We start from the raw sequence: 26,273 nt of genomic DNA, 5'->3' as shown, positions 1-26,273 counted from the left end.
CAAGGAGAGGTCAGAACCGGGCGTGCAGCCTCCGCCCCAGCTCCACCGCCTTCGCCGCCTTCTCGCGCGGCGTCGCGAACGAGGTCAGGTCGACCGCCGGAGCGAACCGCCGCACGGTCACCGACCGCGCCGCGGCGAACGCCCGCAGCCCCTCCGCCCCATGGATCCGCCCGAACCCCGACTCGCCCGTCCCGCCGAACGGCAACGACGGCACCCCGGCGAACCCGAGCACCGAATTCACCGACACCGCGCCCGAGTCGAGCCGCCGCGCCACCCGCAGCCCCGCCGCCCGCGACCCCGTGAACACCGCGGCACCGAGCCCGTACGCCGACGCATTGGCCCGCGCCACCGCCTCGTCCAGGTCCGCCACCCGGTTGACCGCCACCACGGGCCCGAAGGTCTCCTCGGTCATCGCGGGCGAATCCTCCGGTACGTCGACGAGTACGACCGGATGCACATAGGGCCCCCGCACCGACTCGGGACCGCCCAACGGGGCCCGCGCCCCACCGGCGAGGGCCTCCTTCATGTGCCGTTCCACGACACCGAGTTGACCGGGCAGCGTCATCGGCCCGTACTCCCCGTCGGGCGTCCCCGGCGACAGCGCCCGCGCGGCCCGCACCACCCGCCCGCACAGCTCCTCGTGCACCGAGGCCACGGCATACACGCGCTCCACGCCCGCGCAGGTCTGCCCCGCGTTGGACATCGCGCCCCACACCACCGCCTCGGCGACCGCGTCCAGATCCGCGTCCGCGCCCACGATCACCGCGTCCTTGCCCCCGCACTCCGCGAGCAGCGGCGTCAGCGTCCCCGCGCAGGCCGCCGCCACCTTGCGGGCGGTGCCCGGCGACCCGGTGAACGCCACCTTGTCCACACCGGACAGGGCGAGCGCCTGCCCCGTCGATCCGGGCCCCGTCACGCACTGCAGCAGATCGGCGCAGTCCGGCACCGCCTCGCCGAACGACGAGGCAAGGAACTCACCGACGCCCGGCGTGAGTTCGGACGGCTTGAACACCACGGCGTTCCCGGCCGCGAGCGCGTACCCGATCGACCCCATCGGCGTATAGACCGGGTAGTTCCACGGCCCGATCACCCCGATCACACCCAGCGGCCGATATCCGAGCAGGGCCCGCTGATGAACGGAGAGCAGCCCCGAGGAGACCTGCCGCATCCGCAGCACCCGCCGGGCATGGCGCGCCGCCCAGTCCAGATGCACCAGCGCGAGCAGCACCTCGGCCCGCGCGTCGTGCTCCGGCTTGCCCGTCTCGCGCGCGACCAGCGCGGCGAGCTCGTCCATGCGCCGGGCCAGCGCCCGCTTCCAGGCGAGCAGCCGGTCCCTGCGCCCCGCCCAGCCGAGCCCCGCCCACACGGCGGCCGCGCCCCGGCCGCGTACGACCGTGTCCCGCACCTCCTCGGGCCCGTGCACCGGGTGCTCCGACAGCACGTCACCGCTGACGGGGGAACGTACGGCGAAAGTGCTCATCAGGACTCCCGTCCGTTCATCAGGGGATGGGCCGGATCGCCGGGCACCGGCTTGAGCGGCCGGGCGTGGGCCCAGTGCGGGCCGAGGTCGTCGAGGGTGTAACCGAAGGGATACGTAAGGGGCTTGGGGAGCTTCGGCCACCAGCGCGGCCGCGCCGGCAGCAGCCGGACGAACTGCGAACGCCCCCGAACGGCGCCCACCGCGAGCCGCTGCACCCACCGCGGCTGCGGCCGGAAGCCGAGGGCGCGCAGCAGCGGTTCGTCGAGCAGCGCCAGCGAGAAGCGCGCCATGACGGGTCGCAGGAGTGCCGGATACCAGGAGGAGCTGACGCGGAAGGTGGCGGTCGCGACGCGCCGGTTGGCCGGGTGGTACGCGAACATCTCGCGCTCGTAGTCGTCAAGGAGCTTCTCGAAGGCGTCGTACGTCGACGGGGCGCCCTCGATGTGCATCATCTGCGCCATCTTGTGTCCGACCAGGGCGAGCGCCTCCGCCTCGTTGGCGCACAGCGGGCGCCAGCCGAAGCGGTCGATCCAGCGCTTGGGGCCGACGACCGTGGTGGCGAGGACGTACAGGAAGTCCTCGTTGGCGATGTCGTACTTGCCGTGAATCCTGTTCAGGTGGCGCGCCGCGGCCCGGCCGCGATCCGAGTCGAAGCCGTCCTGCGCCATCTCGTGGCCGAACAGAATGGTGTCGTCGTACCGCTTCTGGCCCGCCTTCTCGAACTCCTGGGTCCGGTCGAGGAGTTGGGAGATGCGGGGCACGCCGTAGTCGCGGATGAAGGCGATGCCGATCCCCTGTGTGTAGTCCCAGGGGAACTCGTACTGCGAGATCAGTTTGTGGATGCGCTCGAAGTCGCGCGCCGGGTCCAAGCGGCGGATCTCGCGCAGTCGCGTGTAGCGGCCCATCGGGGCTCCTTAAGGGCGGTGGGCGGGCTGCTGCCTGGTTCCATGGTGAGCCGGAAAGCGCCAACTCGTCCTGCTCCAGCGCAACTTGACGGCCCCCCTCGCCCCCGAGAGTCAAAGTTACAATGACTATTGACTTGTCTCATCAGTCGCGTCAACACTGCTGACGCAGATTCGAGCACGGGAGCCCCCCATGAGCGGACCCCCACCACCACCACCCGGCGGCATCCTGTGGACCGTCGCCGGGGACGTACGCATGCTGCTCACCCTGCCCCCGGCGCTCACCATGCAGGTCGCCCACCCGGCCGTCGGCGCGGGCGTCGACGAGCACTCGGTGTTCCGCACCGACCCCTGGGGACGCGGCGAGCGCTCGCTCCGGTCGGTGCAGCTGTGGGTGTACGGGGGAGAGCGGGCCGCCGAGGAGGGGCGCCGGCTGCGCGCCCTGCACAAGACGATCCAGGGCACGGACACCCGGGGCCGCCGCTACCACGCGCTGATGCCCGACTACTACGCGTGGGTGCACGCCACCGGCTTCCCCGTCTTCCGGCACACCGCGAAGTACCTGCAGCGGCGCCCCTACACCGAGGCCCAGGAGCGGCAGCTGTACGCGGAGTGGCTGCAGGTCGGACGCATCCTCGGCATCCACGACCGGGACATGCCGCAGACGATCGAGGAGTTCTGGCCCTACTACCGCAAGGTCCTGGAGACCGAGATCGAGGCCACCGCGGTCGTCCGCGAGCTCGTGGCCGTCGACCGCCCGGTCCCGGCGCCGGACCGGGGGCCTTGGCTGCTCAGGGTCGCGCTGCGGGCGGCCTGGCCGCTGGTGTTCCCGCCGCTGGCGCGCTTCCGGCGCTTCATCACCATCGGGCTCATGCCGCCGGACGCGCGAGAGGCGATAGGGCTGCCGTGGACCGAGGCGCAGGAGCGCAGGCTGCGACGGTTCGGGCGGGTGGTGCGGACCGTGGTGCCGCTGCTCCCCGAGCGGCTGCGGTACCTGCCGCTGGCGCGGGAGGCACGGGCGAAGGCCCGGGTCGGTCGTGGGGGGCGGGGCTAAGCTGGCCGTGTGACGCCAACGGATCTCTCGGACCTGGTGCGGCTGCGTCGGGCCCGCGACAAGATGGACCGCGACTACGCGGAGCCGATCGACGTCCCGGCCCTTGCGGCCTCGGCCCTCATGTCGGCCGGCCACTTCTCGCGCAGCTTCCGTGCCGCGTTCGGCGAGACTCCGTACAGCTATCTGATGACCCGCAGGATCGAGCGGGCCAAGGCCCTGCTGCGGCGCGGTGACCTGTCAGTGACGGACGTCTGCTTCGCTGTCGGCTGTACGTCGCTGGGGACGTTCAGCACCCGCTTCACCGAGCTGGTCGGGGAGAGCCCGAGCGCCTACCGGGCGCGCCCGCACGAGCAGGGCGAGGCCATCCCGGCCTGCGTCGCCAAGATCTTCACGCGCCCGGTCCGCAACCCCGAGAAGGCGGAAAAGGCCGAGCAGGCGAGGATCGCCGAACGGGTCAGGAATCAAGAAGCCAAGGGCGAGCCGTCCCCGTAGCGTGGGCCGCATGGACATCAAACTTCAGCAGTGCTTCATCGCCGTCGACGACCACGACAAGGCCCTCGAGTTCTACCGCGACGTGCTCGGCTTCGAGGTGCGCAACGACGTCGGGTTCGAGGGCATGCGCTGGGTGACCCTCGGCTCGCCCACGCAGGACGTGGAGATCGTCCTCGAACCGCCGGCCGCGGACCCGAACGCCTCCCCGGCGGACAAGCAGGCCATGGAGGAACTGCTCGCCAAGGGCATGCTGCGTGGCGTGATCTTCCGGACCCAGGACGTCGACGCCGTCTTCGAGCGCATCCAGGCGTCGGGCGCCGAGGTGCTGCAGGAGCCGTTCGACCAGCCGTACGGCGTCCGGGACTGCGCCTTCCGCGATCCGGCGGGCAACATGCTGCGCTTCAACCAGCTGCCCGCGAAGTGAGCCGGTTCCGCCCCGCCGCCCAACAGGGGGCAGCGGGGCGGGAATTACTCAGCGGCAGCTGATTCGGCAGTCGCCCACTCAGTGATCGTGACCGTGCTCGTGGATCGAGTTGGTCGCCGCGATCTTCTTCCAGCCCTTGGGCTGAGCGAGCTTGCCGGCGCCGGGCGCCCGCAGCACCTCGGCCTTGGCCGCCGCGGGCGCGCCCGGCCGGGTCGGCTGGTAGAGCCAGGTGTCGAAGAGCGACGCGAGGGGCTTGCCGGAGACCTCCTCGGCGTACCGGACGAAGTCACCCACCTTCGCGTTGCCGTACTTGTACTTGGCCGGCCAGCCCTTGAGGAGCTCGAAGAACACGTCGTCGCCGACCTCGTTGCGCAGCGCCTGCAGGGCCAGCGCGCCCCGGTCGTAGACCGCGATGTCGAACTGGTTCTCCGCGCCCGGGTCGCCCGGCTTGACGGTCCAGAACGGGTCGTCCGCGGGGTGCGAGGCATACACGTAGTCCGCGAGCTCCTGCGCCGAGGCCTCGCCCTCCTTCTCGGACCACAGCCACTGGCTGTAGCGCGCGAAGCCCTCGTTGACCCAGATGTCCTTCCAGCCGTGCACGGACACGCTGTCGCCGTACCACTGGTGGGCCAGCTCGTGCACGACCACGGACACGTTCGAGCCGTTCGCGAACTGGCGCGGGCTGTAGAACGGCCGGGTCTGGGTCTCCAGCGCGAAGCCGGAGGTCACGTTCGGGACGTACCCGCCAAGGGCGTTGAAGGGGTACGGCCCGTACAGCTCGGTCAGCCACTCGGCGACCTCGGTGGTCCGCTCGATGCTGGCGCGCGCCGAACCCGCGTTGTCGCCGAGGTCCTTGCTGTACGCGTTGAGGACCGGCAGGCCGTCCGCCGTCTTGTCCGTCGTGATGTCGAACTTGCCGACGGCGAGCGTGGTCAGGTAAGAGGCCTGCGGCTTGTTGGAGCGCCAGCTGTAGCGGGTCCAGTCCTTGCCGACCGGGCGGGTGGACTGCAGGACGCCGTTGCTGATCGCCTGGACGTCGTTGGGGACCTGCACGGAGACGTCGTACGTCGCCTTGTCGAGCGGGTGGTCGTTGGACGGGAACCACCACACGGCCGAGTCGGGCTCCTGCGCCGCCACGGCGCCGTCGGGCGTACGGGCCCACGCGGTCCAGTCGTTGATCTTCAGCTCGGACGGCTTGCCCGCGTACTTCACGACGATCGCGGCCGGCGCGCCCTTGGGCAGCGGGGTCGCCGGGGTGATCTCCAGCTCCTGGGTGCCGGAGGCCTTGAACGTGGCCTTCTTGCCGTTGACCCGGACCTCGCTGACCTTCAGGCCGAAGTCGAGGTTGAAGCGCGACAGGTCCTGCTTGGCGGTGGCGATAAGGGTCGCCGTGCCCTCCAACAGGTCGGTCTTGGGCTGGTACTTGAGGCGCAGGTCGTAGTGGGAGACGTCGTAACCGCCGTTGCCACTGGCCGGGTAGTAGGGGTCGCCGATCCCCGGCGCGCCCGGCGAGAAATCTGCGGCCGATGCCGGGATCGCCAGCAAGAAGGCGGCCGCGAGCGCGCTCGGGACGATGAGTCTGCGGTGCACGTCAACTCCAAGTCGTAGGGTCACAAGATCTGATGTGACCCTATTCAGCACCCGTCGCCCCAGTCATGTCCATGGCCGCATCTGTCACACGATCGCCATTCGGCCGACATGTGCCACTCCGGTCGATACGCCTGACATTTGTCCAACTGCTCACCTCTACTGCCCTCTTTTGTACGGGAGTTGACTGGAGTAGCTTCCGCGCATGCCGATATGTGCGCGGGACATGCGCTTCATACGTGCGGTGCTCCTGGTGGCCGCCCTGATAGCAGTGACGCTTTCCCCGGTGACCTCAGCCAGTGCTCAGGGCTCCGGGTCTCAGGGCTCGGGGGCGCAGAGCTCCGGAACCCAGAGCTCCGGAGGCCGGGAGAGTAAGCCGGTCTATTCGTACGCCGATGCCATACGCGAGTCCGTCTGGGTCGACACGAAGATCGACGGCGATGGCGACGGGAAGAACGACCGGGTCGCGGCCGACATCATCAGGCCGCGTGAACCGGCCCAGCAGGGGCGGAAGATACCGGTCATCATGGACGCCAGCCCGTACTACTCCTGCTGCGGGCGCGGCAACGAGAGCCAGAAGAAGACGTACGACGCGGACGGCAACGTCGTCCAGTTCCCGCTCTTCTACGACAACTACTTCGTCCCGCGCGGCTATGCCTTCGTCGCCGTCGACCTCGCCGGAACCAACCGCTCCGACGGCTGTGTCGACGTCGGCGGCCGCTCCGACGTCCAGTCCGCCAAGGCCGTCGTCGAATGGCTGAACGGCGACGCCCGCGCCTACACCACCCGCACCGGTACCGAACGCACCCGGGCCGGCTGGACCAACGGCAAGACCGGCATGATCGGCAAGAGCTACGACGGCACCATCGCCAACGGCGTGGCCGCGACCGGCGTCGACGGCCTGGAGACGATCGTGCCGATCGGCGCGATCTCCTCCTGGTACGACTACTACTTCCAGCAGGGCGCCCCGCTCTACGACAGCGGCCCGGAGTGGCTGTCCGACTACGTGGAGAGCCCCGAGGCACGGCTGCGCTGCGCAGCCGTGCAGAAGCGCCTCGTCGACGAGGCACCCCGTAACGGCGACTGGACCGGCCTCTGGGACGAGCGCAACCACGTGCCGGACGCCGACAACGTCGAGGCCAGCGTCTTCGTCGTACACGGCATGCAGGACCTCAACGTCCGCGCCAAGCACTTCGGCCAGTGGTGGGACGCCCTCGCGAAGCAGGGCGTGGACCGCAAGATCTGGCTGAGCCAGACCGGCCACGTCGACCCCTTCGACTTCCGCCGCGCCGACTGGGTACGCACCCTGCACCGCTGGTTCGACCATGAGCTGCTCGGCTACGACAACGGCATCGACGACGAGCCGATGGCCGACATCGAGCGCGCCCCCGACACCTGGGCCACCAGCACCCAGTGGCCGCCGCGCCCGACCGACGGTGTCAAGGTCCGTCCCGGCAAGGGCAGTCAGGCCGGCGTCGGCACCCTGGGCCTGAAGTCCGCGCCCGCCGGAGCCACCGAGTCCTTCACGGACGACCCCAAGAAGGGCGAGTTCGACTGGGCGGCCGCCATCGACACCGGCACCCCCGAGAAGGCCGGCTTCGTCACCAAGCCGCTCTCCAAGGACCTGCGCCTGTCCGGCTCCTCGAAGGTCACCGTCACGGCCACGCCGTCGACGAGCAGCGCCCACCTGTCGGCCGTCCTGGTCGACATCGGCCCGGACACCATCCGCGACTACACCGCGGCCGGCGAGGGCATCACGACCCTCACCGAACGCACCTGCTGGGGCGCGACCAGGACCGGGGACAGCCCCTGCTTCAAGGAGACCGCCGCCAACAAGAAGGCCGTCGACTACAACGTCTTCAGCCGCGGCTGGGCCGACCTGAACACCTGGGCCGACCCCGAGAAGGGCCGCGAACTCACCCCGGGCAAGCCCTACACGCTCACCATCGACGTCGCCGCCAGCGACCACGTCGTCCCGGCCGGGCATCGCCTCGCCCTGATCGTGGGCGGCACCGACATCGACCTCATCGACCCGCCGGCCAGCACCCCGAAGCTGACCCTGGACCTGTCCCGTACCTACGCCAAGCTGCCGATCGTCGGCGGCACCCGCGCCTTCGCCGCCGCCACCAGCGGCAACGCACAGGCGGCCGCGCCCCGCGAGGCCCGCTACGAAGGCCTGACCGAGGCGCCGGCCGCGAGCCGGGTTCCGCCGCTGCCGTAACACCCGTGCCGCAGGCGGCCCGTGATGTCCAGCGGGCCGCCTGCGGGCCGACGTACAGCAGGTGTACGACCTACCTCAGGAGACCGCACCCCGTGAGACCCCGCCTCGCCGCCCTCGCCCTGACCGCCGCCGCGACCGCCCTCGCCGCCCCCCTGCTCACCGCCCCCGCGAACGCCAGTGCCGGGGCGACAGACACGGCCACCACCTTGCCCCGCACCGGATTCGAGCTCAGCAACGGCAAGAACTGGACCACCCAGCCCGAGGAGTGGGACTTCCTCGCCGCCGTCGACCGGGGCAGCGACCGCGTCGGCATCGACCGGATCGGCTCCACCAAGCAGAACCGCCCGCTCCAGCTCGTCCGCATCGGCGGCGGCCACCGCCCCACCGCCACCGTCCTGCTGATCTGCAGCCAGCACGGCGACGAGCCGTCCGGGCGCGAGGCCTGCCTCACCAAGGTCCGCGACCTGGCCTTCGCCAAGGACAAGCGGACCAAGAAGTTCCTGGAGCGCACGCGCCTCCTGGTCGTCCCCACCGCCAACCCGGACGGCCGCAACGCCGACACCCGCGGCAACTCCGACGGCGTCGACATCAACCGCGACCACATAGCCCTGCAGACCGCCGAGGGCCGCGCCATGGCCGCCGTCATCCGCGACGAACGCCCCGACGTCATCTATGACCTGCACGAGTACGGCGCGACCCCGCCGTACTACGACAAGGACCTGTTCGACCTGTGGCCGCGCAACCTCAACACCGACGCGCACGTCCACGAGGAGGCCCAGACCCTCTCGGACGACTACGTCCGGCCCGCCGCCAACGAGGCCGGCCACTCGACGGGGACGTACGGCATCTGGACCGACCCGGTCACCGGCGACCCGATCAAGCAGACCGCCGGCGACGGCCAGGAGCGCATCCTGCGCAACGCGTCCGGCATCAAGCACGCGGTCGGGCTGCTCATCGAGAGCAGGGTCGACGCGCTCAGCGACGCCGAGAAGGCCGACGAGTCGCTCAACCACCGGCGCCGGGTCGCGTCCCAAACCTCCGCCCTGGGCGGCCTGTTCGAGTTCACGGACGAGCGCGGCCGCCGCGTCCACGCCGCGACGACCGCCTCCCGGTACAAGGGCCTCGCGGACCGCGGCCCGGTCTATCTGGGCGGCGCCGACAACGACCCCGCCGAACCCGCCGAGATCATCCAGGACCCGCCCTGCGGCTACCGCCTGGACGCCGCCCAGTACGCGGACCTCAAGGACGAACTCGCCCTGCACGGCGTCCGAGTGAAGACCGACGGCACGGGCGCGCTCGTCCCCGTACGACAGTCGCAACGCGCGCTCGTCCCGCTGCTGCTCGACGAGCGGGCGCCGTACCACCTGGCCAAGGGAGCACCAGTAGAAGCCTGCTGAGGGCGTGTGAGCTGCGAGTTCTGTGTGGCACCTGTGGTAGGGGGTAGCGGAGACACAAATCCGTCACCCCCCGAGAGGTCGCCCAGTGTCGCAAGACGCACCACAGCAACCGCCTCACAAGCAACCACCACCCCACCAGCAGCCACCACACCTGTCACTGCCGAAACACAGTGAACGGCCACCCCAGACCGACCGCGTGGTGTTCGGCGTCACCGCCGTCCTCACCCTCGCGTTCGTGGTCTGGGGGGCCGTCTCCACCAAGTCCCTCGAGAGCGTGTCCAGCAAGATGCTCACGGGGCTGATCCACAACGGCGGCTGGGCCTTCGTGCTCGCCGCCTCCGGCTTCGTGGTCTTCGCGCTGTGGCTGGCCATCAGCCGCTACGGGAAGATCACCCTCGGTGCGGAGGGCGAGGCGCCGGAGTTCCGTACGGTTTCGTGGGTCGCCATGATGTTCAGCGCCGGCATGGGCATCGGCCTGATGTTCTACGGCGTGAGCGAGCCGCTCTCGCACTTCAAGACGCCCCCGCCCGGCACCGATCCGGCGGACGCCGCGGCGGCCATGCAGACCTCGATGGCGACGACGCTCTTCCACTGGACGCTGCACCCGTGGGCGATCTACGCGGTCGTCGGCCTCGCCATCGCCTACAGCAGCTTCCGGCGCGGCCGCAGGCAGACCATCAGTGCCGTCTTCACGCCGCTCATCGGCAAGAAGCACGCGAACGGCACCCCGGGCCGGGTCATCGACATCCTCGCCATCTTCGCCACGCTCTTCGGCTCGGCCGCCTCCCTCGGGCTCGGCGCGCTGCAGATCGGCAGCGGCATGGAGGAGCTGAACTGGGCCGAGAAGGTCGGCACCGGCGTGCTCGTCTCCATCATCGCGGTCCTGACCGTGGCGTTCGTGGCCTCGGCGGTCTCCGGTGTGGAGAAGGGCATCCAGTGGCTGTCCAACATCAACATGGTGCTCGCCCTGATCCTCGCGGTGTTCGTGTTCGTCGCCGGACCGACGATCATCGTCCTGGACCTGCTGCCGACCTCGATCGCCTCGTACCTCGGTGATCTGCCGCAGATGATCGGCCGCACCGAAGCCTCCAGCGGCGAGGGCGTCGCCGACTGGCTGAGCGGCTGGACGGTCTTCTACTGGGCGTGGTGGATCTCCTGGACGCCCTTCGTCGGCATGTTCATCGCACGCATCAGCCGCGGCCGTACGATCCGTCAGTTCATCGGCGGCGTGATTCTCGTGCCGTCCACCGTGAGCCTCCTCTGGTTCGCGATCTTCGGCGGTACGTCGATGAAGCTGGCGGAGTCGAAGCGCCTGGCCGACGAGGCCACGTCGGAGGGTCAACTCTTCGCCGTGCTCCGGGAGTTCCCCATCGCCACCGCGATGAGCCTCCTGGTGATGATTCTGGTCGGCATCTTCTTCGTGTCCGGCGCCGACGCCGCCTCCATCGTGATGGGCACGCTCTCCCAGAAGGGCACCTTCGAGCCGTCGAAGTTCGTGGTCGTCTTCTGGGGCGTGGTCACCGGAGGCGTCGCGGCCGTCATGCTGCTCATCGGCAACGGCAAGGACAACGCGCTGCAGGGCCTGCAGAACCTGACCATCCTGGCCGCGGCGCCATTCGCCGTGGTGATGATCGGCATGTGCGTGGCCATGATGCGCGACCTGCGCCAGGACCCGCTGATCGTGCGGGGCGAGAAGGGCGAGGAGGCCATCGAGATGGCGGTCATCGCCGGACACGAGCAGTACGACGGCGACTTCGAGATCCAGATCGGGCCGGCGCCGACCGAGTCCGAAGCGGGTTCGCGTTCGGATTAGGGGACGCCGCCCTGCGCCCACCCCTGCCGACCCTGCGGGCACCCGTGCCGCAGGGCGGCACGGGTGGGCGCAGGCGAAGGTGCCGGACGCGGTTGAAGCGGGCCTCAGGGCGGCGGGCCCCGTCGATCGCCCCCCCATCAGCTCAGGCAAGCTCCGCCGCAGCCTCCGCACACCCCCACGCCACGGTCACTCCCGCACCCCCGTGCCCATAGTTGTGCACCAACACCCCACCACCCACCAGCACTTCGCGTTCGATCCGCACCGCGGGCCGCACCGGCCGCAGCCCCACCCGGTGCTCCAGGACCCGGGCCTTCGCGAGAGCGGGATGCACGCGTGCACAGCGCTCGACGATCGCCCGAGCCGTCGCCGGGTCCGCCGTACGGTCCCAGGAACCCGGCTGCGAGGTGCCGCCGAGAACGACACCGAACGGCTGCGGCAGCATGTACGTGATCTCCGTGGGGGAGTTGGGCGCCGCGAACCACTCCTCGATCCCCGGGTTCTCCACGACCACCAGCTGCCCGCGCACCGGCTCCACCGACGCGTCGGGCACCAGCTCACGCGCCCCGAGCCCCGAGCAGTTGACCACGACGGGCGCCACCCGCGCCGCCTCGTCGAACCCGGACACCGCGCGCGCCTCGACCGCCCCGCCCGCAGCGAGCAACCGCCGCGTCAGATAGCCCAGATGGGCCCGCATGTCGATCAGCGGCACCGTCGCCCGCAGCCCCTGCCCGTACCCCTCCGGCAGCTCGTCCGCCGTCGCCTCGCGCGCCCCGGGCAGCGCCTCGGTCCACACCGGCATGAAGTCCAGCGGAGTGTCGGCCTGCACCCCGGCGACGCGCCGCACCCCGGTCGCCCCCGGATCGCCCGCCAGCGCCTCGTACTCCTGCAGTGAGCGCACCGCCCACGCGCCCACCAACTCCGCGGGCTCGATGTGATACGGCCAGCACAGGGCCCCCGCCACCGCCGAAGTCGTCTGCTCCGAGGGCTCCTTGGCCCACACCCGGACCCGGCGGCCCCGCTCGGCGAGGACGATCGCCGTCGTCAGCCCGATGACCCCACCGCCCACCACGACCACATCGGCCTCGTACGCATCAGTACTCATGCCCGGACCCTAGACCGCCGTGATTCACCGAATGTGCCTTTGTGGAATCTGTGATGCCGTGCTCACATCAGTCTCCCGCTGGGGATACTCAGGGCATGTCTGCCGAATACATGACCTTCGGCCTCGCGCCGGCGACACGTGCCGGTGGGGTCCTGGCCAACGGTGACTACCAAGTGCACCGCGATTTCCTGGACTTCATCGTGGACGGCCGCCCGCTGCTGTTCCAGCTCTCCGACCTCGACGCCGTCTCCCCGCTCGCGGCCGACGTGCCGCCCGCCATCTTCACCGCGCATGTACGCCGCCTCCTCCTGGAGGCCGAACCACCACTGGCCGACGGCCGGTACGTCATCTACGGCTGCCCCGAGTGCGAGGGCCTCGAATGCGGCGCGGTCACCGCACGGATCGAGCGGGCCGACGACAGCTCGGACGACGTGGTCTGGCGGGACTTCGCCTGGCAGACCAGCGAACACGCTGACCTGGAGCGCAACGGCTACCACGGAATCGGCCCCTTTCGCTTCGCCGGCGACCAGTACCGCACCGAACTCGGCCGCCTGCTCGACACGTCCACCGAACCCCCCGCCCGCCGCCGCGTCCTGCTCATCGGCGCCCGCGCGGCGGTCCTCGGCAAGCTCGCGGCGGCCCTGCGCATCATCGGGATCGGCGCGGAGATCACCCAGGACGTCCAGGACGCCGCGGCCATGGCGCCCGAGGAGCTGCGCACCTATGGCGCGGTCGCCTTCGGCCGCGCGGTCACGGACGACCAACGCACCACGGTGCAGGGCGCGTTCGTACGCGCGGGTGTGGACGTGGCGTACGTCGACGGGCTCGCCCCCATCACCCCGCTCCTGGTCGCCCAGATCGAGGGCGCCCTCGACCGCAGCCCACCGGCCCAGCGCCGCCTCGTCCGCCTGGTCGCCGCGGAGGGCGAAGCAGGCGTGGAGGTCACCTCGACCTGCCGGGTGCGCCTGATCGCGTACCGCCTCGACCGCCTCTACCGCACCCACACCCACGAGGTCTTCGACGACGTACTGGAGCCCGGCAAGCACCGAATTGCGCTGGACGCCAAGGCCACCAAGGGGGAATCCTTCATCGTGGCACGCACCACGGGGAGCGTGCTGGTCGCACCGATGGTGCGATGACACTGCCGCACCGGCCAGGCGGGCCGTACTCCGCCACCAGAAGATGAAGCTGAACTCCACCCGCACCACCACGACTTGGAGGCCCGCCTCCACGGCCCGATGAGCACGGCCCGAGGCAGCCGGACCTCCGGGCGAGGCGAACCGACTCCTGGCCGAGGCGGCCCTCCACCCGCGATCCGCACCCGCACCCCGGCAGAGCTCCGCCGCTCCCGCCGACCACGAGCCCACTCCTGCTGGGACCACCTGTACGCGGCCCCGCTCTGGCCCCTGCACGGCGCCAACCTCGGAACCCTGGCACGTACGTGCGACGCGGTCGGCGCCTGCATCACGGTGCCGCGCTTCTCCTGGGTTCCCGAGGCCCTGGCCCGCGGCAACACCCTCCGCAAGCCACCTTGCGTCCACTGGACCGGCGACCCACTGGGCTGGCTGGACAAGCAACGGGCCCGAGGCCTGCGCATAGTCGGCGTGGAACTGGCCGACGAGGCAGTCCGCCTCGCCGACCTCCCCACGGCCCGCGAGCCCACGGTCCTGGTCCTCGGCCACGAACAACACGGCATCCCGCCGGAGGCACTGGACCGCTTGGACGCCTGCGTGGAAATCCCGATGGTGGGCACGGGAGCAAGCCTGAACGTGGCGGTGGCGGGGTCGTTGGCGCTGTACAAGCTGGCAGGACTTCTGTGATGGTCCTCAAACGCCGGACGGGCTGATAAATCAGCCCGTCCGGCGTTTGAGGACAGTCTTTGAAGCCGGCGGCAGCCTTACGGGAAGGGGCGGGGTGGGGAAAAAGAAACGGGTCAGCCCCGCTTCTTCCGATCCACCAGCCCTGCCTTGCGCAGCGCATCCGCCATCGCACTATTGGCCGGAGGCGGCGCCTGCCGCCCACCCGCCCCGGCCCCGCCGGTACGGCGATCCCGGCCCTGGCCGCCACTGCCACCTCGCTGCTGCGGAGGCCGACCACCCTGACCCTTGGCCTGGCCACGCTCCCGCCGCCCACCGGGCGAAGAACCGGCGTCCGAGGCCGCGGCTTCGTCGTCCAACCGGAGCGTCAGCGAAATCCGCTTACGCGGAATATCGACCTCAAGCACCTTCACCTTCACGATGTCCCCGGGCTTCACCACATCCCGAGGATCCTTCACGAAGGTCTTGGACATGGCCGACACGTGCACAAGCCCGTCCTGATGCACACCCACATCCACGAAGGCCCCGAACGCCGCCACGTTCGTGACGACCCCTTCGAGCACCATCGAGGGCGCCAGGTCGGAGATCTTCTCGACGCCGTCCTTGAAGGAAGCCGTCTTGAACGCGGGCCGCGGGTCACGCCCCGGCTTCTCCAGCTCGCGCAGAATGTCCGTCACGGTCGGCAGACCGAACTTCTCGTCCACGAACTCGGCGGGCTTCAGCGAGCGCAGCGCCGCACCGTTGCCCACCAGCGAGGCGACCTCGCCCCCCACGGACTTCACCATCTTGCGCACCACCGGATACGCCTCCGGGTGCACGGATGACGCGTCCAACGGGTCGTCCCCGCCACGGATCCGCAGGAACCCCGCGCACTGCTCGTACGCCTTCGGCCCGAGCCGCGCCACATCCTTGAGCGCCGTACGCGCCCGGAACGGCCCGTTCGCATCGCGGTGCGCCACGATGTTCTCGGCGAGCCCCGCCCCGATGCCCGACACCCGGGCGAGCAGCGGCGTGGACGCGGTGTTCACGTCCACACCCACGCCGTTCACACAGTCCTCGACCACCGCGTCCAGCGAGCGCGAGAGCTTCACCTCGGAAAGGTCGTGCTGGTACTGCCCGACGCCGATCGACTTGGGGTCGATCTTCACCAGCTCTGCGAGGGGGTCCTGCAGCCGGCGCGCGATCGAGACCGCGCCGCGGATGGACACATCGAGGTCGGGCAGCTCCTGCGAGGCGAAGGCCGAGGCGGAGTACACCGAGGCGCCGGCCTCCGAGACCATGACCTTGGTGAGGTTCAACTCCGGGTGCTTGGTGATGAGTTCACCGGCGAGCTTGTCGGTCTCGCGGGACGCCGTGCCGTTGCCGATCGCCACGAGGTCGACCTGGTGCTCCTTGGCGAGCTTGGCCAGCTTGGCGAGGGACTCGTCCCACTTGTTGGCCGGCACGTGCGGGTAGATCGTGTCGATCGCGACGACCTTGCCCGTCGCGTCGACCACGGCGACCTTCACGCCGGTACGGAAGCCGGGGTCGAGCCCCAGCGTCGCGCGCGTGCCCGCCGGGGCGGCGAGCAGCAGGTCCCGGAGGTTCGACGCGAAGACCTTGACCGCCTCGTCCTCGGCGGCGGTACGCAGCCTCAGCCGGACATCGATGCCGAGGTGCACCAGGATGCGGGTCCGCCAGGCCCAACGGGCGGTGTCCACAAGCCACTTGTCGGCCGGGCGGCCCCGGTCGGAGATGCCGAAGCGGTGGGCGACGATGCCCTCGAAGCTGGACGGCCCTTCGGTCGCCTCCTCGGGCTCCAGGACGAGGTCGAGCACGCCCTCCTTCTCGCCGCGCAGCATCGCGAGCACGCGGTGCGAGGGCAGGTCCTTGAAGGGCTCCGCGAAGTCGAAGTAGTCGGCGAACTTGGCGCCTTCGGTCTCCTTGCCGTCGCGCACCTTCGCGGCGAGCCGCCCGCGCGTCCACATGCGCTCACGCAGCTCGCCGATCAGGTCGGCGTCCTCACCGAACCGCTCGGTGAGGATGGCGCGGGCACCGTCGAGGGCGGCCTGCGCGTCGGCAACTCCCTTGTCGGCGTCCACGAACGCCGCGGCGGCCGCGTGTGGGTCCACCGACGGGTCCCCGAGCAGCCCCTCGGCGAGCGGCTCCAGGCCGGCCTCGCGGGCGATCTGCGCTTTGGTGCGCCGCTTGGGCTTGAAGGGCAGATAGATGTCTTCGAGGCGGGCCTTGGTGTCGGCGGCGAGGATCTGGGTCCGCAGTTCATCGGTGAGCTTGCCCCCCTCGTTCACCGACTCCAGGATCGCGGTACGCCGCTCCTCCAGCTCCCGCAGATAGCGCAGCCGCTCCTCGAGCGTGCGCAGCTGCGCATCGTCGAGCATCTCGGTCGCTTCCTTGCGGTAGCGCGCGATGAACGGGACGGTCGAACCGCCGTCGAGCAGTTCGACCGCGGCCCGCACCTGACGCTCCCGCACGCCGAGTTCCTCGGCGATCCTGCCCTCGATGGAACCCACGGTGGGTGGCAGCTGTGTCGTCACGTTCCGGTACCGCCTTCTCGCTGAGCTTGCTGCAACTTTGCGCGTCAGCATTGTGGCAGGTGGCACCGACAAGGCGGGGCCCGGTCGGCTCAGGCCCGTCGTGCGCGTCCCGGCCTGCGGCCCCAGCCGGTGGGTCGCCCGCGCCCGGCCCGGCGTGCGCCTGAGGCCCCGCGTCCGCTCCGGCCGCCCCGGCGCCCGGAGCGCGAGGCCCCGCCGAACAGCCGGGCCAGCAAACGGAACGGCAGCGTCACCAAGCCGGTGACGGCCGCGCCGATCTGGCGCAGTGCGTCTGCGATCGCACGGAACATGAGATATCTCCCCTCGTTGCCGCCCGGCCGAACCGGCCGGACGGCCAACGGGTAGCCGCAGGCAGGCACCGCAAACGCGGCCCGTCCCGCAGGCCCGGGAGCGAGGTCAGCCCTTGCCGATCAGATCCGCCGGGAAGGCCCCCGCGCCGAGCGCGGTGGCGATGAACCCGGTCGCCAGCTCGGTCAGCCGCTCCACCCCGGCCGCGCCCAGATGCGCGTAGGGAGCCGCGTCGAGGCGGTCCGTACGGTCCTCGATGTCCTTGCGCAGTTCGACGCCGGCCGGGGTCAACTCCCCGTCGGTGGCGAGGAGTCCACGCCCGGTCAGGCGAGCCACGGCCACATCCCACTCCTCCTGGGTCCAGCCGCGCATGGCCAGGATCCACTTGGGTGTCATGCCCTTGCCGGTCGCGGTGTGGCTGACCAGCGCCTCCAGCGGGTCGAGGTCCGCCTCCAGGAGAGCCGTCAGATGACCGTCGCCGCGGTGCTCGCGCAGCAGCGTCGCCGCATGCCAGTAGGCGAGGTGCGGCTCGTCAGGCACCGGCAGGTCGGCGTGCGCGGCGTACAGCGGCCGTGCGTGGCGTGTACAGGCCTCCGCGGCCCGCAGCGCGAGGCGTGCGGCCTCGGCCATCTCGTCCGAGGCCACGGCCTCGTCGCCGAGCAGCCGGCGCAGCGTCGTGTCGGCGGCACGCGTGCGTGCGGCCAGCACCACCTGGGGGGACGCGATCTCCCACACGGCCGGCAGATGCCGGGCGACCAGCTCGTACTTGAAGTTGTAGAAGGTCGCGGCGACCGCGCCGGGCCCCACCGCCCCCATCGCCGCGGCCCGCCCCGCGAAATAGGCGGCCCGTCGGTCCTCGATGCCGACTCCGGCGAATTCCCTGGTGGCGTCCGGCGAGAAGTACACCGTGGAGTGCATCGGGTTGATCACGTTGTGGCAGCGACGTCCCGCGCGTGCGGGCAGAGCGGCAAGAGAGGTCATGCCAAGCACGTTACCGACTGGTCGGTACGTCTGGAAGGGCAGGGGCGCAACGCTGAGGCGGGTGGGGAGTGACACCACGGCAGGGCCGACCGGGATGGCAGCATAGGTGGGTTCTTCGTCATTGCGGCCATCGCCGGCCGCCGGAAGGATCGAGGGCATGACGAAGCGCACCGTCCTGGTCGTCCTTTTCGACGACATCCAGAGCCTCGACGTCACCGGCCCCGTGGAGGTCTTCGCGGGCGCCGCGTACGCCGAGGAGGCCGTCGGCTACCGGATCCACACCGCGTCCCTGGACGGCGGCCCGGTGCGCACCTCGAGCGGCCTCACCCTGGTCCCGGACAGTTCCCTCGCCGACGCCCCCGTACCGCACACCCTGCTCCTCCCGGGCGGCCAGGGCACCCGGCACCCCGACCCGCGCCTGATCGACTGGCTGCGCGCGAACGCCCCGCGGGCGAAGCGGCTGGTCTCGGTGTGCACGGGCGCGATCCTGCTCGCGGCCGCCGGGCTCCTGGAGGGCCGTCGCGCGACCACCCACTGGGCGTACTGCGACACCCTCGCCCGCAACTACCCGCAGATCGACGTCGACCCCGACGCCATCTACGTGCGCGACGGCCACATCGCCACCTCCGCCGGCGTCACCGCGGGCATCGATCTGGCGCTGGCCCTGGTCGAGGAGGACCTTGGCCGTGACATGGCGCTCGGCATCGCCCGCCACCTGGTCGTCTTCCTCAGACGCCCGGGTAACCAGGCCCAGTTCAGCGCCCAGCTCGCCGCGCAGACCGCACAGCGCGAGCCCCTGCGCGAGGTCCAGCAGTGGATCACGGAACACCCGGCCGACGACCTGAGCGTCGAGTCCCTGGCCGCCCGCGCCCGGCTCTCGCCCCGGCACTTCGCCCGCGCCTTCCAGTCCGAGACCGGGATGACCCCCGGCAAGTACGTGGAGCGCGTCCGCCTGGAGCAGGCGCGCCGCCTCCTGGAGGACAGCACCGACGGCGTCGAGGGCATCTCCCGGGCCTGCGGCTACGGCACCCCGGAGGCCATGCGCCGGGCCTTCGTCAAAACCCTCGGCGCGGCCCCCGCGGAGTACCGGCGCCGCTTCCGCCCCACTCCCGCATGACCCCTGAACCCGTACGCCCCTGAACCCGTACGCCCTGAACCCGTACGCCCCGAACCCGTACGCCCTGAACCCGTACGCCCTGAATCCGTACGCCCTCAATCCGTACGCCCTCAATCCGTACGCCCTCAATCCATACGCCCTCAATCCATACGTCTCTGAACTCGCCATCCGTGCATTCCTACACCCCTGAAACCGGAGCCCTGCCATGCAGATCGCGATCGTCCTCTTCGACCGATTCACCGCCTTGGACGCGGTGGGCCCCTATGAAATCCTCAGCCGGATCCCCGACGCAGAAACGGTCTTCGTCGCCGAGCGGACGGGCCCCGTCCGCAACGACACCGGCACCCTCGCCCTCGTCGCCGACAAGACGCTGGACGAGGTGACGCGCCCGGACGTCGTGATCGTTCCCGGCGGCCCGGGCCAGACCCCGCAGATGGAGAACGAGCGGCTGCTCGACTGGCTCCGGGCCGTCGACGCCACCACCACCTGGACCACGTCCGTGTGCACCGGCTCGCTGCTGCTCGCCGCGGCCGGCCTGATCAAGGACCGCCGCGCCACCTCGCACTGGCTGGCCCTGCCCTACCTCAAGCGCTTCGACGTCGAACCCACCGGCGAACGCGTCGTGTTCGACGGCAAGTACGTCACCGCCGCGGGCGTCTCCTCCGGCATCGACATGGCCCTCGCCCTCACCGGAAGGATCGCCGGGGACCGGACCGCCCAGTCCCTCCAGCTACTCACCGAGTACGACCCCCAGCCGCCGTACGACGCGGGCTCCCCGCAGAAGGCCCCGGCCGATCTCGTCGAGGAGTACCGCGCGACCACTCGCCACCCGCAGGCCTGAACAGCACCCACACCCCAGGGAGGGGATCCCATGCAGATCGCAGTACTCCTCTACGACGGCTTCACGGCCCTCGACGCCATCGGTCCCTACCAGACCCTCAGCCCGCTCCCGGACACCGAGGTCGTGTTCGTGGCCGAGCAGGCGGGGCCGGTCCAGGACGACAACCGCACCCTCAGCCTCGTCGCCGCGAAGTCGCTCGCCGAGGTGAGCGGCCCGGACATCGTGGTCGTCCCCGGCGGCCCGCCGGAGAACGTGCAGGTCCAGATGGACAACGAGGCCGTCACGGGCTGGCTGCGCGCGGTCGACGCCACCACCACCTGGACCACCTCGGTGTGCACCGGCAGCCTGCTGCTCGCCGCCGCGGGCCTGCTGGCCGGCCGCCGTGCGACGACCCACTGGCTGTCCCGTGAGGACATCGGGAAGCACGGCGTCGAACCGACCGGTGACCGCGTCGTGTTCGACGGCAAGTACGTCACCGCGGCGGGCGTCTCCTCCGGCATCGACATGGGCCTGACCCTGGCCGGAAAGATCGCCGGCGATCAGTACGCCCAGGGCATCCAGCTCATGATCGAGTACGACCCGCAGCCGCCGTACGACGCGGGTTCGCCGGAGAAGGCCCCGGCCGAACTGGTCGAGTTCTTCAGGGCAGGCGGGGCGGCGCAGAAGTAGTCGGCGAGGAGGTGGGGCTCCAGCCGAACCGCGGCTCCCTGCGCTCCAGGAAGGCGGCGACACCCTCCGCGGTGTCGCCGCTCTCGCGTGCCTGCCGGGCCCAGTGCTCGTCCCGGTCCTCGCGCCCGTCCGCGAACTCCTTGGCCGCCGCCTGCGTCAGCTGCGACCGCGACACCAGCACCTTCGCGAACTCCGCGACCCGCTTGTCCAGTTCGCCGGCGGGCAGCACCTCGTCGACGAGCCCCGTGCGCAGCGCCCGCTCGGTGTCGATCAACTCGCCCGAGAACAGCAGGTACTTGGCGGTCGCGGGCCCCACCAGGCGCACCAGGCGCCGCGTCGAGGAGGCCGCGTACACGATCCCGAGCTTGGAAGGGGTGATCCCGAACGACGCACCGTCCTCCGCGAACCGCAGATCACAGGCCGCCGCCAGCTGGCACCCACCGCCCACGCAGAATCCCCGCACCGCTGCGATCGTGGGCTTAGGAAAGGCGGCAAGGGCCTCCTCGGCCCGCACCGCGAGCTCCTGCGCCTCGCCGGCCGACGCCCGCAGCCCGGAGATGTCCGCCCCGGCGCAGAAGGTCGCGCCCTCACCCGTCAGGACCAACACCCGTACGGCCGTGTCGGCGGCCAGCCGATCGAGCAGCGCGGGCAGCGCGCGCCACATGCCGGTGGTCATCGCATTGCGCTTGGCCGGGTGGTGGATCACGACGGTGGCCACGCCCCCGTCGATGCTCTGGACCAGCTCTGCCTCGGTGTCCGCCATGCGCCGGATGCTATCCGTAGCCCACGAACGTACGATCAAGAAGGGGGCGGCTGGGTACTGGCAGGGGGCAGCTCCGAGGAGGCGCTCCATGTCCAAGGCGAACACTCCCACGACCCCCGAGGAGCACGGCAAGCAGCTCAGCCGCAGTTTCGGCTGGCTCGCCGCGCTCGGCGCGATCCTGGTGCTCGGCGGGTTCATCGGCCTGATCTACACCGGCGTCGCCACTCTGACCTCGATGCTCCTGTTCGGCTGGCTGCTCCTGGCCGGCGGCATCGTGGGCCTGCTGCAGTCCGTCCAGCTGCGCGGCACCAACTTCTTCTGGCTGGGCGTCGTGGTCGCGGCCCTCAACCTCGCCGCGGGCGTCGTCGTCATCCGCCACCCCGAGGGCACGGCCGAGGCGCTGACCATGTTCGCCGCGCTGCTGTTCCTGACCGGCGGAGTCTTCCGTCTGGTCGGCAGTCTGGTGGTACGTGGACCGCAGTTCGGCCTGACCCTCGTCCAGGGCGCCTTCGGCGTGCTGATCGGCCTCCTGGTGCTCGGCGAGTGGCCCAGCAGCAGCCTCTATGTGATCGGCTGCTTCATCTCCCTGGCGCTGCTCTTCGACGGCCTCGGCCTGATCGCGATGGGTGTCGGCGGCCGACGCATCGTCAGTCTCGTGTCCGACACCGGCGAGACCCCGGCCAAGGACGCCGACGCCACCTCTGACGCCGTCACGACCGAAGAGCACTTGAAGGCAGAACAAGAAGGACAGGACCAGTCGCACACCTGACGCTGTCATACGCAGGTGATCAAAAGGCGTCGATAGCCGCCGAGTTCTGATCACTGATGCGATACGGTCCAAAACCTTCCCAAACTCGATGTGTGGTGACAATCGAGCGCGAGGGCGGGGACCGGACGATGGGTGAGCAGGGCAGTGCGCCACCGGGCTCAACCTCGGCCGGACCACTGCCGTACGAGGGTGTGTGGAGGTTCACCGCACCCGCCGTCGACAGTTCCGTGCCACAGGCCCGGCACGCGGTGCGCGATCTGCTCGCCCGCCAGGGCGTGCCCGCCTCGGACGACAACATTCAAGGGCTGCTGCTCATCGTCTCGGAGCTCGTCACCAACGCCGTACGGCACGCGGCCCTGCTCTCCCCGATGATCGCGCTCGAGGTGGCCGTGGGCGCCGAATGGATGCGGGTCTCCGTCGAGGACAACCATCCCTACCGGCCCACCGCCCTGGAGGCCGAGGAGAGCCAGACCGGCGGCCGTGGGCTGCTCCTCGTACGGGAGATCACCAAGGAAGCGGGCGGCGCCTGCGACGCCGAACACACGGCGAGCGGCGGCAAGGTGATCTGGGCGGCCCTGCCGCTCAAGTCCCATGTGCCGCCGCTCTGAAGCCGGTCTACGCCCCCCGGGTCACCAGTCCGCGGCCGGTCCCGTCAGCTCCTTGATGGCCGGCCGCGCCGCGTCGAGCACCGTCATGAACCACGCCGAGAACGGCGCCTCTTCATGCCGCACGAGCAGCTCGGCCGACGTCACGAAGGCCGTCTCGCCGACCTCCTCCGGATCCGGCCGCAGCGGTGCCTGCACCATGCCGACGAAGAGATGGTTGAACTCCTGCTCCACCAACCCCGAAGCGGGATCGGGGTGGTTGTAGCGCACCGTGCCCGCCTCGGCGAGCAACGAGGGCGAGACACCCAGCTCCTCGTACGTACGCCGGGCCGCCGCGGCGAACGGCGACTCGTCCGGATAGGGGTGCCCGCAACAGGTGTTGGACCACACACCGGGCGAGTGGTACTTGCCGAGCGCCCGGCGCTGCAGCAGCAGCCGACCCTGCTCGTCGAAGAGGAACACGGAAAACGCCCGGTGCAGCTGCCCGGGCGCCTGATGGGCGGAGAGCTTCTCCGCCGTGCCGATGGTATTGCCGTCCTCGTCGACCAGTTCGAGCAAGATTTCTTCAGCGGCGGAGCCGCCCGCTGAACTGTTCGCCGCGGTGGCTGGTGTGATCGGCATGCCCATCCTTCGCTTCGGTTCGAACCTCAAGTCTGCCGTACGAAACCGGTGCCAACGGCACTATCAGGCCTAACACGCGCCCCGCATGTCCCCGGTCCCCGCCTCAGCGGGGACCGGGAAAAGAGCGTCTACCGACCTCAGACGCCGAAAGCCGCCGGGTAGATGATCGTGCCCTGCGGCACCGGACCGGAACCGTCGAACACCAGGGCCATCAGCGCCTCGTCCGGCACCTCGAACGTCGTTCCGACGCCGAAGCCGGACGCCCGCGTGAAGCCGAACCGCGGGTAGTACTCGGGATGTCCGAGCACGATCACCAGCCGTTCGTCGCCACGCGCGCGTGCCGCTTCGAGCACACCCTGTACGACGGCCGTGCCCGCTCCTTGGTTCTGGAAGCGGGGCGATGTCGCAACGGGAGCCAGCGCGAGCGCCGGTGCGCCGTCGACCCGGCAGCGGGTGATCAGGGCGTGCGCCGCGATCTCGCCGTCGGGTGTCTCGGCGACGTACGACAGACCCGGCACCCAGGCCTCGGTGTCGGCGCGCAGCGCGTCCACCAGGTCGGCCTCCGCACCTGTCTCGAAAGCGGCGGCGTTGACGGCGTGCACCGCCGCGCGGTCCGCCCCGGTCTCCGGCCGGACCCGCCAGCCGTCGCCTGCCGGGCGCAGCACCCGGCCGGTGTAGCCGTACTCGTCGCCGTGTTCGTCGCGCATCCTGATCTCCTCGCGGGTGGCGGCCAGCGCCTCGGTCATGCCCGGTGCGGCCGGATCCGCCGCGTCGGCGCGCTCCTGGAGCGGCCCGTAGTACTCGGCCCAGTCGGACTCGGGCTGCGGGTGGACGCCGAGCACGTGGTACCCGGCGGCAGTGGCGGCCCTGGTGTTCGCCTCGGTGGTACGCAACGCATAGTGCCGCTCCCAGAAGGCGCGCGCCTTCTGGGAGGGTTCGGCGGTGGTCCACTCGCACTCGGTGACGACCAGCGCGCCGCCCGGAGCGAGCAGGCGCCGCCACCGTCGCAGCGCCTTGTCGTAGCCGATGCTGTAGGCCGAGCTCTCGGCCCACACCAGGTCGAACGACCCGTCGGGGAAGTCGAGCTCGGCCATGTCGGCCCTGAGGGTGGTGATCGACCCGGCGAGCCCGCGCGCCTCGGCGGCCGCGTTCAGCTCGGCCAGGAACGGCTCGTGCAGATCGACGGCCGTCACCTGGGCGCCTGCCTCCGCGGCGAGCAGCAGTGCGGCACGGCCCGGACCGCAGCCCAGGTCGAGCACGCGCGGACGCGCAGGCAGCGGGCCCGCGAGGGAGAGGAGGTGCCGGGTGGTGGCGTCGGAGCCGGGGCCCTGCCGGGGGAGTGCGTGGTGCAGGGCGAAGAAGGCCTCATAGGAGGCTGAATTTTCAGTGTTGTTGGCGTTGTCGGACAACGTGGGAACCCTTTGGGGTCAGGGCTCGGGGACGGCGCTCTCGCCGGTCAGCCGCGAGCCCGGGAAATGGGGACGACCTTGTCGCCGCGCGCAGCAGCGTTCGTCACGACAGTCATCAACCCACCTCCAAGATTCGCTGGCCACCTTATCACCCTGAGTCACTGCCCCCGGCCCGTGCAGCGGGGGGCTCGGCCGTGCTCAGTGACAGACCCTGGCCTCGTGCACCACATGCCCGCTGGGCTCGAGCTGGAAGGTGCAGTGCTCCACGTCGAAGTGGCCCCCGATGCACCCCTGCAATTCGTGCAGCAGCTTCTCGTGCCCCACCGCGTCGAGCACTTCATGGCTGACGACCACATGTGCGGAGAGCACCGGCATCCCGGACGTGATCGTCCAGGCGTGCAGATCGTGTACGTCCTCCACGCCGGGCAGCTCCACCATGTGGGCCCGCACCTCGGCCATGTCGACTCCCTTGGGTGCCGCTTCGAGGAGGACGTTCAGGGTCTCCCGCAGGAGCTTCACGGTGCGCGGCACGATCATGAGGCCGATCGCGAGGGAGGCGATCGGGTCCGCCGCCTGCCAGCCCGTGAAGACGATGACCAGCGCCGACACGATCACGGTCGCCGAGCCGAGCGCGTCCGCGAGCACTTCCAGGAAGGCGCCCCGCACGTTCAGGCTCTCCTTCTGGCCGCGGACCAGGAGCGACAGCGAGATCATGTTCGCGACGAGACCGATGACACCGAAGACGATCGCGAGACCGCCCCGGGTCTCGGCCGGCGTGACGAACCGCTCGATCGCCTCGTACAGCACATAGCCGCCCACCCCGAGCAGCAGCAGACAGTTGGCGAGCGCGGCCAGGATCTCGGCCCGCGCGTATCCGAAGGTGCGGTTCTCGCTCGGCGGGCGGTTGGCGAAGTGGATCGCGAGCAGGGCCATGCCGAGCCCCAGCGCGTCCGTCGCCATGTGGGTGGCATCCGCGACCAGTGCGAGGGAGTCCGCCACGATGCCGCCGACGATCTCCACCACCATCACGGTCAGCGTGATCATGAGCGCTGTCCGGAGCCGCCCGCGGTACGCGGCCGCCGCGGTCCCGGTAGTCGGGCCGCCGTGCGCATGCCCGTGGTCGTGCCCTGCCCCCATGGGTCCCCCTCGTCGATTCGGTCGTCGCCGCGGCCGTGCTGCCCGCTGCGGCAGAGGCCAGTGAACTACGGGGTAGGGGTATGGAGCAACACTGCACTGAACACCGTTGTCATGTGCTCTGACCTGCGGAAATGATCGCAGGTCAGAGCGGTGCGAAGATCGCTTCTAGCCGCGGTCGACTCAAACGCGGTTTGTGGGTTGAGGTCCGGATCGACGATGATGGCGAAGCGGC

General features: G+C 70.5%; 23 protein-coding genes and 1 pseudogene. 13 read left to right on the top strand and 11 right to left on the bottom strand.

The window, feature by feature from the left end; genetic code table 11:
* Window positions 1-10: 10 nt before the first annotated feature.
* Window positions 11-1,480: an aldehyde dehydrogenase family protein gene (locus OG430_RS09320; protein WP_327351965.1), complete on the bottom strand. Its 1,470-nt coding sequence runs from the start codon at window positions 1,478-1,480 to the stop codon at window positions 11-13.
* A complete protein-coding gene (locus OG430_RS09315; protein WP_327351964.1) occupies window positions 1,480-2,385 on the bottom strand; it encodes an oxygenase MpaB family protein in 906 nt (301 codons plus the stop codon). Before OG430_RS09315 ends, OG430_RS09320 begins: the two co-directional genes overlap by 1 nt.
* A gap of 190 nt (window positions 2,386-2,575) precedes the next feature.
* Between OG430_RS09315 and OG430_RS09310 the strand changes: the two genes are divergently transcribed.
* From OG430_RS09310 to OG430_RS09300, 3 genes are all read left to right on the top strand, one after another.
* Window positions 2,576-3,436: an oxygenase MpaB family protein gene (locus OG430_RS09310; RefSeq protein ID WP_327351963.1), complete on the top strand. Its 861-nt coding sequence runs from the start codon at window positions 2,576-2,578 to the stop codon at window positions 3,434-3,436.
* Window positions 3,437-3,499: 63 nt separating this feature from the next.
* Window positions 3,500-3,928: a helix-turn-helix transcriptional regulator gene (locus tag OG430_RS09305; RefSeq protein ID WP_327359013.1), complete on the top strand. Its 429-nt coding sequence runs from the start codon at window positions 3,500-3,502 to the stop codon at window positions 3,926-3,928.
* A gap of 10 nt (window positions 3,929-3,938) precedes the next feature.
* The gene (locus OG430_RS09300; RefSeq protein WP_327351962.1) at window positions 3,939-4,352 is read left to right on the top strand and encodes a VOC family protein; all 414 of its coding nucleotides are present in this window, start codon (window positions 3,939-3,941) and stop codon (window positions 4,350-4,352) included.
* Window positions 4,353-4,430: 78 nt separating this feature from the next.
* Here OG430_RS09300 and OG430_RS09295 read toward each other — a convergent pair whose 3' ends face one another.
* Window positions 4,431-5,942: a M1 family metallopeptidase gene (locus OG430_RS09295; RefSeq protein WP_327351961.1), complete on the bottom strand. Its 1,512-nt coding sequence runs from the start codon at window positions 5,940-5,942 to the stop codon at window positions 4,431-4,433.
* A 223-nt stretch (window positions 5,943-6,165) separates the two neighbouring features.
* Here OG430_RS09295 and OG430_RS09290 point away from each other — a divergent pair, with 223 nt between their 5' ends.
* From OG430_RS09290 to OG430_RS09280, 3 genes are all read left to right on the top strand, one after another.
* Window positions 6,166-8,160 (top strand): Xaa-Pro dipeptidyl-peptidase, encoded by a 1,995-nt coding sequence (locus tag OG430_RS09290; RefSeq protein WP_327351960.1) that lies wholly within the window; start codon window positions 6,166-6,168, stop codon window positions 8,158-8,160.
* A 92-nt stretch (window positions 8,161-8,252) separates the two neighbouring features.
* Window positions 8,253-9,557 carry a M14 family metallopeptidase gene (locus OG430_RS09285; RefSeq protein WP_327351959.1) on the top strand — a complete coding sequence of 435 codons (1,305 nt, stop codon included), beginning with the start codon at window positions 8,253-8,255 and terminating at the stop codon, window positions 9,555-9,557.
* A gap of 196 nt (window positions 9,558-9,753) precedes the next feature.
* Complete coding sequence (locus OG430_RS09280; protein WP_442816457.1) at window positions 9,754-11,370, top strand: BCCT family transporter; 1,617 nt, start codon at window positions 9,754-9,756, stop codon at window positions 11,368-11,370.
* Window positions 11,371-11,512: 142 nt separating this feature from the next.
* Here the strand turns inward: OG430_RS09280 and OG430_RS09275 are convergent, their stop codons facing one another.
* The gene (locus OG430_RS09275) at window positions 11,513-12,472 is read right to left on the bottom strand and encodes an FAD-dependent oxidoreductase (RefSeq protein ID WP_327351958.1); all 960 of its coding nucleotides are present in this window, start codon (window positions 12,470-12,472) and stop codon (window positions 11,513-11,515) included.
* A gap of 95 nt (window positions 12,473-12,567) precedes the next feature.
* On the opposite strand from OG430_RS09275, the gene OG430_RS09270 reads away from it, so the two are divergent.
* Both OG430_RS09270 and OG430_RS09265 read left to right on the top strand, forming a co-directional pair.
* Complete coding sequence (locus OG430_RS09270) at window positions 12,568-13,611, top strand: oxidoreductase (protein ID WP_327351957.1); 1,044 nt, start codon at window positions 12,568-12,570, stop codon at window positions 13,609-13,611.
* A gap of 99 nt (window positions 13,612-13,710) precedes the next feature.
* Window positions 13,711-14,292, top strand: coding sequence for a TrmH family RNA methyltransferase (locus OG430_RS09265; protein ID WP_327351956.1), 582 nt, complete (start codon window positions 13,711-13,713; stop codon window positions 14,290-14,292).
* 113 nt (window positions 14,293-14,405) lie between these two features.
* Here the strand turns inward: OG430_RS09265 and OG430_RS09260 are convergent, their stop codons facing one another.
* The 3 genes and pseudogenes from OG430_RS09260 to OG430_RS09250 all read right to left on the bottom strand — a co-directional run bounded on the left by OG430_RS09260 (window position 14,406) and on the right by OG430_RS09250 (window position 18,110).
* On the bottom strand, window positions 14,406-16,823 hold the full coding sequence (locus OG430_RS09260; protein WP_327351955.1) for a Tex family protein: 2,418 nt from the start codon (window positions 16,821-16,823) through the stop codon (window positions 14,406-14,408).
* Between the two features lie 188 nt (window positions 16,824-17,011).
* Window positions 17,012-17,131: pseudogene (locus OG430_RS09255) on the bottom strand (LPFR motif small protein); the annotation flags it as partial.
* 106 nt (window positions 17,132-17,237) lie between these two features.
* Window positions 17,238-18,110, bottom strand: coding sequence for an SCO6745 family protein (locus OG430_RS09250; protein ID WP_327351954.1), 873 nt, complete (start codon window positions 18,108-18,110; stop codon window positions 17,238-17,240).
* Between the two features lie 157 nt (window positions 18,111-18,267).
* Between OG430_RS09250 and OG430_RS09245 the strand changes: the two genes are divergently transcribed.
* The 3 genes from OG430_RS09245 (at window position 18,268) to OG430_RS09235 (ending at window position 20,737) form a co-directional block, all read left to right on the top strand.
* The gene (locus OG430_RS09245) at window positions 18,268-19,227 is read left to right on the top strand and encodes a GlxA family transcriptional regulator (protein ID WP_327351953.1); all 960 of its coding nucleotides are present in this window, start codon (window positions 18,268-18,270) and stop codon (window positions 19,225-19,227) included.
* A 205-nt stretch (window positions 19,228-19,432) separates the two neighbouring features.
* On the top strand, window positions 19,433-20,068 hold the full coding sequence (locus tag OG430_RS09240) for a DJ-1/PfpI family protein (protein ID WP_327351952.1): 636 nt from the start codon (window positions 19,433-19,435) through the stop codon (window positions 20,066-20,068).
* Between the two features lie 30 nt (window positions 20,069-20,098).
* Window positions 20,099-20,737 carry a DJ-1/PfpI family protein gene (locus OG430_RS09235; protein WP_327351951.1) on the top strand — a complete coding sequence of 213 codons (639 nt, stop codon included), beginning with the start codon at window positions 20,099-20,101 and terminating at the stop codon, window positions 20,735-20,737.
* On the opposite strand, the gene OG430_RS09230 is transcribed toward OG430_RS09235, so the two are convergent.
* Window positions 20,709-21,500, bottom strand: coding sequence for an enoyl-CoA hydratase/isomerase family protein (locus OG430_RS09230; protein ID WP_327351950.1), 792 nt, complete (start codon window positions 21,498-21,500; stop codon window positions 20,709-20,711). The genes OG430_RS09235 and OG430_RS09230 overlap by 29 nt on opposite strands.
* Window positions 21,501-21,588: 88 nt before the next feature.
* Here OG430_RS09230 and OG430_RS09225 point away from each other — a divergent pair, with 88 nt between their 5' ends.
* On the top strand, window positions 21,589-22,269 hold the full coding sequence (locus tag OG430_RS09225) for an HdeD family acid-resistance protein (protein WP_327351949.1): 681 nt from the start codon (window positions 21,589-21,591) through the stop codon (window positions 22,267-22,269).
* Between the two features lie 92 nt (window positions 22,270-22,361).
* Entirely contained in the window at window positions 22,362-22,877 is a 516-nt protein-coding gene (locus tag OG430_RS09220) for an ATP-binding protein (RefSeq protein WP_442816456.1), read from the top strand.
* Between the two features lie 21 nt (window positions 22,878-22,898).
* Here the strand turns inward: OG430_RS09220 and idi are convergent, their stop codons facing one another.
* From idi to OG430_RS09205, 3 genes are all read right to left on the bottom strand, one after another.
* Window positions 22,899-23,495 (bottom strand): isopentenyl-diphosphate Delta-isomerase, encoded by a 597-nt coding sequence (gene idi, locus OG430_RS09215; protein WP_327351948.1) that lies wholly within the window; start codon window positions 23,493-23,495, stop codon window positions 22,899-22,901.
* 137 nt (window positions 23,496-23,632) lie between these two features.
* Window positions 23,633-24,904, bottom strand: coding sequence for a bifunctional class I SAM-dependent methyltransferase/N-acetyltransferase (locus tag OG430_RS09210; RefSeq protein WP_327351947.1), 1,272 nt, complete (start codon window positions 24,902-24,904; stop codon window positions 23,633-23,635).
* Window positions 24,905-25,102: 198 nt separating this feature from the next.
* The gene (locus OG430_RS09205; RefSeq protein WP_327351946.1) at window positions 25,103-26,041 is read right to left on the bottom strand and encodes a cation diffusion facilitator family transporter; all 939 of its coding nucleotides are present in this window, start codon (window positions 26,039-26,041) and stop codon (window positions 25,103-25,105) included.
* Between the last annotated feature and the right edge of the window lie 232 nt (window positions 26,042-26,273).

Origin of the sequence: Streptomyces sp. NBC_01304 (assembly GCF_035975855.1) — a bacterium.
In the GTDB taxonomy this organism is placed as follows: domain Bacteria; phylum Actinomycetota; class Actinomycetes; order Streptomycetales; family Streptomycetaceae; genus Streptomyces.
Note: the sequence above shows the minus strand (reverse complement) of the source record. Positions and strands in the feature narration are given on the sequence as shown.

Coding starts and splice junctions, on each gene's coding strand:
- OG430_RS09320 (WP_327351965.1), bottom strand. CDS start 1,480: ATGAGCACTTTCGCCGTACGTTCCCCCGTCAGCGGTGACGTGCTGTCG.
- OG430_RS09315 (WP_327351964.1), bottom strand. CDS start 2,385: ATGGGCCGCTACACGCGACTGCGCGAGATCCGCCGCTTGGACCCGGCG.
- OG430_RS09310 (WP_327351963.1), top strand. CDS start 2,576: ATGAGCGGACCCCCACCACCACCACCCGGCGGCATCCTGTGGACCGTC.
- OG430_RS09305 (WP_327359013.1), top strand. CDS start 3,500: ATGGACCGCGACTACGCGGAGCCGATCGACGTCCCGGCCCTTGCGGCC.
- OG430_RS09300 (WP_327351962.1), top strand. CDS start 3,939: ATGGACATCAAACTTCAGCAGTGCTTCATCGCCGTCGACGACCACGAC.
- OG430_RS09290 (WP_327351960.1), top strand. CDS start 6,166: ATGCGCTTCATACGTGCGGTGCTCCTGGTGGCCGCCCTGATAGCAGTG.
- OG430_RS09275 (WP_327351958.1), bottom strand. CDS start 12,472: ATGAGTACTGATGCGTACGAGGCCGATGTGGTCGTGGTGGGCGGTGGG.
- OG430_RS09270 (WP_327351957.1), top strand. CDS start 12,568: ATGTCTGCCGAATACATGACCTTCGGCCTCGCGCCGGCGACACGTGCC.
- OG430_RS09265 (WP_327351956.1), top strand. CDS start 13,711: ATGAGCACGGCCCGAGGCAGCCGGACCTCCGGGCGAGGCGAACCGACT.
- OG430_RS09250 (WP_327351954.1), bottom strand. CDS start 18,110: ATGACCTCTCTTGCCGCTCTGCCCGCACGCGCGGGACGTCGCTGCCAC.
- OG430_RS09245 (WP_327351953.1), top strand. CDS start 18,268: ATGACGAAGCGCACCGTCCTGGTCGTCCTTTTCGACGACATCCAGAGC.
- OG430_RS09240 (WP_327351952.1), top strand. CDS start 19,433: ATGCAGATCGCGATCGTCCTCTTCGACCGATTCACCGCCTTGGACGCG.
- OG430_RS09235 (WP_327351951.1), top strand. CDS start 20,099: ATGCAGATCGCAGTACTCCTCTACGACGGCTTCACGGCCCTCGACGCC.
- OG430_RS09230 (WP_327351950.1), bottom strand. CDS start 21,500: ATGGCGGACACCGAGGCAGAGCTGGTCCAGAGCATCGACGGGGGCGTG.
- OG430_RS09225 (WP_327351949.1), top strand. CDS start 21,589: ATGTCCAAGGCGAACACTCCCACGACCCCCGAGGAGCACGGCAAGCAG.
- idi (WP_327351948.1), bottom strand. CDS start 23,495: ATGCCGATCACACCAGCCACCGCGGCGAACAGTTCAGCGGGCGGCTCC.
- OG430_RS09205 (WP_327351946.1), bottom strand. CDS start 26,041: ATGGGGGCAGGGCACGACCACGGGCATGCGCACGGCGGCCCGACTACC.